We start from the raw sequence: 4426 nt of genomic DNA, 5'->3' as shown, positions 1-4426 counted from the left end.
TTACTGGTGCTGTTCATTTTCAGATTTATACAGGGTATGGCCAACTGTATGACCACCAGTATTTGTATTACCCTTATTTTTAGCAGGTTGCAAGGCGAAAGAGCCAGGGAAATAGGTTACTCCGTTTTTTATGGTATGCTGCTTTGTATCACACCCATTTCTATCTTGTTAACTGCGCCAGTAGTAGATAATTACGACTATAATTTCTTGTACAAGGGAATTATGTTCTGCTATATCCCCGGAGCAATTCTATTGCTTTGCATGATGAATGCGGTGAGACTGAACAAAAAAATGCCATTGTACCAGATCGACTGGCCTAGTTTTGTGATCTATGCTGCCATACTTTGCCTTATTGGATATGTGCTTGCCTATGGACAGCAGTATTACTGGCTGCAGGATAGCCGGATCCGGAAAAGCTGCATCGCTATTGTAGTGCTCCTGGTTATCCATGTATGCCGCCAGTTGAATTTAAAAAGGCCTAGCCAGAACATGACAGTGTTTAAATACCGCAATTATGTTGTAGGGATGTGTCTGATCTTTGTACTGTACATTGTTAGAGGCGCCCTTGGTGTAACTAACCTGTATTTTGCGAATGTACTTGGCATGGACCCTTATCATATTTCCTATATCATGCTGGCCAATATCATCGGTATCATCGTGAGTATCCTGATATCCTCCAGACTACTGATTCTTAAAAGGCCAGTACGTCTGATCTGGATTTACGGCTTCGTATTGCTACTGATCTATCATGCCTGGATGGTCTTCCTTTTTAATACACAGGCCGATGCACCCACATTTGTCATTCCTTTAATCTTACAGGGCATGGGTGCAGGTATGCTGATGACACCAATTATCGTATTTGCCATATCTTCTGTTCCGGAACGCCTGGGAGGAACAGCATCAGCAGTCGGTGTGTTTTTCAGATTTCTTGGATTTTGCAGCAGTATAGCCTTGGTTAACTTTTACCAATTGTACAACAAAACCAATCACGTTAACCGTTTTCAGGAGCAGCTGACCAATCTTAACCCCGTAGCCGTAGACCGTTTGGCAACTTACAAAAGAATGTTAATGGCGAAAGGATTACCCGCAGATCAGGCAACAAAAATCGCAACTGGTTTACTCAGCAGGTCAGTCGATGTTCAGGCACAAATCAGGTCTGCAGTGGATTATTACACCCTAATCAGCATCCTATTGGTTGTCGTTGTTTTAGTCATCGCGTTAATTCCATATATCAATCGCACCATTATCAATGTAAGATCTAAACAGCCTGCACCAATTTCTTACTAAGGTCAACTCATCTGCGCCATACCCGGACCCTTCCCTCTTGCTAGGCGCTATGTAAAAGTCAATATTACTCCGAGAGGACCTCAGGGCGCCTTGCCACCAAAGCGCAGCGAGGCAAGGAGTCCAGTCCTCGACGAGTAATATTGATTTTTTATACTAATTTGCAAGTACTAAACCTTGCTAATGGACCGTAAACATTTTCTATCTTCAGCACTCCTTGCCGGAGCTTCACTTTCCACAGTAAAGAGCTGGGCAATAAGCCCAATTCCATCTGAAGAACCTCTAAACTCCGGCAAATACCGTATTCCGCCTTATCTTAAACCCGGCGATACCATCGGAATCACATGTCCGGCCGGTTTTATTACGCAGGAAGAGATTGCGCCATCGGTTAAACTGATGGAAAGCTGGGGATATAAGATCAAGATAGGAAAAACAGTAGGTGCCAGAGATTTTACCTATGGAGGTACAGACCAGGAAAGGGCAGCAGATCTTCAACAGATGCTGGACGATATAGAAGTTAAAGCCATCATGTGTGCCAGGGGAGGTTACGGAGCAGTGCGGATTATCGACAAGATCGATTTTAAAAGCTTTACAGAACATCCCAAATGGATCATTGGATTTAGCGACATTACGGTATTACATTGCCATTTGAGCAGGAATTTTAAGATCGCCTCTTTGCATTCTAAAATGTGCAACAGCTTTCCAGCCGACTGGACTCTGGCCGAACCCATACAAATCGAAACCATTCTGTCTATCCGGCAAGCTTTAGCTGGAGAAGCCCTGAAATATACCAGTCCTGCACACGAAAAGAACAGACCTGGAAGAGCCGAAGCTACAATAGTGGGAGGTAACTTAAGCATCATTGAAACCCTGGCCGGAAGCCAGTCAGATTTAGATGCCGACGGAAAAATCCTTTTCGTAGAAGATACCGGCGAATACCTTTATGGAATAGACCGCATGTTCTGGAATTTGAAAAGAACCGGAAAACTCGCAAAGCTAAAAGGACTGATCGTAGGAGGTTTTAAATTGAAACCTGACGATCCGGGAGAAGAGTTTGGCAGAACCGTTGTTGATATTGTGCTTGAAAAAGTTGCAGAATACACCTATCCCGTCTGCTTTGACTTTCCGGTAGGTCATCAGCGAAACAATTTTGCCCTCAAATGCGGCGTGAACCATGTTTTTACAGTAGATCAGAATGGATCGAGTCTCACATCTGTAGGTTAGCCCAGCCTTTACTTCCTACTGGAAAGAAGCGTATTTAAAGCAAGTTTAGCCGGAAACGTTTCCGTAAATATTTAAGATTTAGACCCTCAGTGCAGTCAAAATTTGATTAATATTGAGTTTCAAAAGAACATATGGGAACTCAACCACATAAATTACTACAAACCTGGCGCTGGTATGGTCCGGCAGACCCGGTAAGCCTTCATGATGTAAAGCAAGCTGGTGCAACTGGTATCGTGACCGCACTACATCATATTCCGCATGGCGAAGTATGGCCGGTAAAAGATATTGAAGAAAGAAAATCAATCATTGAAGCAGCAGGATTACAATGGTCTGTTGTAGAAAGCGTACCCGTTCATGAAGCCATTAAAACACGTAGGGCAGACGCCGGGCTGTATATAGAGAACTATAAAACGACCTTAAAAAATCTGGCTGCCTGCGGTATCAAAACCGTTTGTTATAATTTTATGCCTGTTTTAGACTGGACCCGTACACAGCTGGATCTGGAAATGACCGATGGATCTAAAGCCTTATACTTTAACTGGACAGATCTTGCTGTATTTGACCTTTTCATTTTAGAAAGAGCAGGAGCAGAGCAAGATTACGATCCTGCCATCGTTACAAAAGCCCGTGCCCGTTTTAAGGAAATGGATCAAAAGGCATTAGAGGAACTGAGAATTAATGTGCTCATGGGCATTCCGAATGAGAAGGAAATTGAACTGTCTGCCTTGCAAAACAGCATAGATGAGTACAAGCTTATAGGAACGGAAGGTTTGAAACAAAACCTCAGCTGGTTTTTGAATTCTATTGCTGAGGTCTGCACACAGACAGGCGTAAAAATGACCATTCATCCCGATGATCCACCTTATCCGATCCTGGGTTTACCAAGAATAGCCAGCACCAAGGCCGATTTTGAATATATCTTGTCGAGCGTAGATCAGCCTTTTAACGGCGTGTGTTTTTGTACAGGTTCTTTAGGCGCTGGCGTGTCCAATAATTTGCTGGAGATTTTTGACGTAGTGAAAGATCGTGTATACTTCCTGCACTTAAGGAATGTGACCAAAGACAGCGAAGGCAATTTTTATGAAGCAGATCATTTAGGTGGAGATGTCAATATGTACGAAATTATGAAAGCTGTAACCACGGAGAACCACCTGAGGGATACACCGATTCCTTTCCGTCCGGATCATGGACACCAGATGCTGGACGATCTGAATAAGGTGACTAACCCAGGCTATTCTGCCATAGGAAGACTGCGTGGCTTAGCGGAATTAAGAGGACTTGAATTGGGCGTAACGGGAAATTATTAAGTATTTACAGGTTTTTTACCATGTAAAGAATCATCATTTTTAGGGGTAGAAGGGCTATTGCTGGCTTTTTTAGAAGCATTGATCAGATTTTTTTTGTCATTTTCCTGATTTAAATTTTCGATCTGTGGCAGCTCCTGACTGCTTCTATGCTCACTGGCACTGTTGAATTGAGGTTGGGTGAGATCTTGTGGCTTGTTGGGGTTATAGTCTTTATTATCAGGCGTTTTGCTTTTTTTATTCTGTTCTTTACTTTTCATGGCTGTTCAATTGAAAGATGTGAAATATTAAACAAACAGAAAATGCAATGGTTTTTAAATTCAAAAGTCCGTATACATAAATTCAGATCAAAAGCGTTATTGATTTGTTTGAAAACCAATAATTATTATCTTTAAACCCATAATTTATTTTATAATTAAACAAAATCCGATGGAAAAATTTTCAAAATTAAAAGAACTGGTTGCCGGAGTTGAGGCAGATGTAGAAAAGTTTTATAACGCAGGTAATGGTGCTGCTGGTACCAGAGTGCGTAAAGCAATGCAAGACTTAAAAGTACTTGCTCAAGAAATTCGTACTGAAGTAACTGAGAAAAAAAATACAACTAAGTAAGATCT

5 protein-coding genes are annotated in these 4426 nt (G+C 42.0%); 4 read left to right on the top strand and 1 reads right to left on the bottom strand.

Features of this window, described 5'->3' with window-relative positions; all coding sequences use genetic code 11:
- From VNZ46_RS12430 to uxuA, 3 genes are all read left to right on the top strand, one after another.
- A partial coding sequence (locus VNZ46_RS12430; RefSeq protein WP_325560452.1) for an MFS transporter occupies positions 1–1287 on the top strand: 1287 nt, incomplete at its 5' end.
- A 180-nt stretch (positions 1288–1467) separates the two neighbouring features.
- The gene (locus tag VNZ46_RS12425) at positions 1468–2508 is read left to right on the top strand and encodes an LD-carboxypeptidase (protein WP_325560451.1); all 1041 of its coding nucleotides are present in this window, start codon (positions 1468–1470) and stop codon (positions 2506–2508) included.
- Positions 2509–2639: 131 nt separating this feature from the next.
- Positions 2640–3815, top strand: a complete 1176-nt coding sequence (uxuA, locus tag VNZ46_RS12420; RefSeq protein WP_325560450.1) for a mannonate dehydratase — start codon at positions 2640–2642, stop codon at positions 3813–3815.
- On the opposite strand, the gene VNZ46_RS12415 is transcribed toward uxuA, so the two are convergent.
- Positions 3812–4072 carry a hypothetical protein gene (locus VNZ46_RS12415; protein WP_325560449.1) on the bottom strand — a complete coding sequence of 87 codons (261 nt, stop codon included), beginning with the start codon at positions 4070–4072 and terminating at the stop codon, positions 3812–3814. The two genes, uxuA and VNZ46_RS12415, sit on opposite strands and share 4 nt — an antisense overlap.
- A gap of 169 nt (positions 4073–4241) precedes the next feature.
- Here VNZ46_RS12415 and VNZ46_RS12410 point away from each other — a divergent pair, with 169 nt between their 5' ends.
- Positions 4242–4421, top strand: a complete 180-nt coding sequence (locus VNZ46_RS12410; protein ID WP_133784744.1) for a histone H1 — start codon at positions 4242–4244, stop codon at positions 4419–4421.
- Positions 4422–4426: the final 5 nt, after the last annotated feature.

Source organism: Pedobacter sp. (genome assembly GCF_035566355.1).
Classification (GTDB): Bacteria; Bacteroidota; Bacteroidia; order Sphingobacteriales; family Sphingobacteriaceae; genus Pedobacter.
The sequence above is the reverse complement of the archived record's forward strand: the minus strand, read 5'-3'. Positions and strand labels throughout refer to the sequence as shown.

Coding starts and splice junctions, on each gene's coding strand:
- uxuA (WP_325560450.1), top strand. CDS start 2,640: ATGGGAACTCAACCACATAAATTACTACAAACCTGGCGCTGGTATGGT.
- VNZ46_RS12415 (WP_325560449.1), bottom strand. CDS start 4,072: ATGAAAAGTAAAGAACAGAATAAAAAAAGCAAAACGCCTGATAATAAA.
- VNZ46_RS12425 (WP_325560451.1), top strand. CDS start 1,468: ATGGACCGTAAACATTTTCTATCTTCAGCACTCCTTGCCGGAGCTTCA.
- VNZ46_RS12410 (WP_133784744.1), top strand. CDS start 4,242: ATGGAAAAATTTTCAAAATTAAAAGAACTGGTTGCCGGAGTTGAGGCA.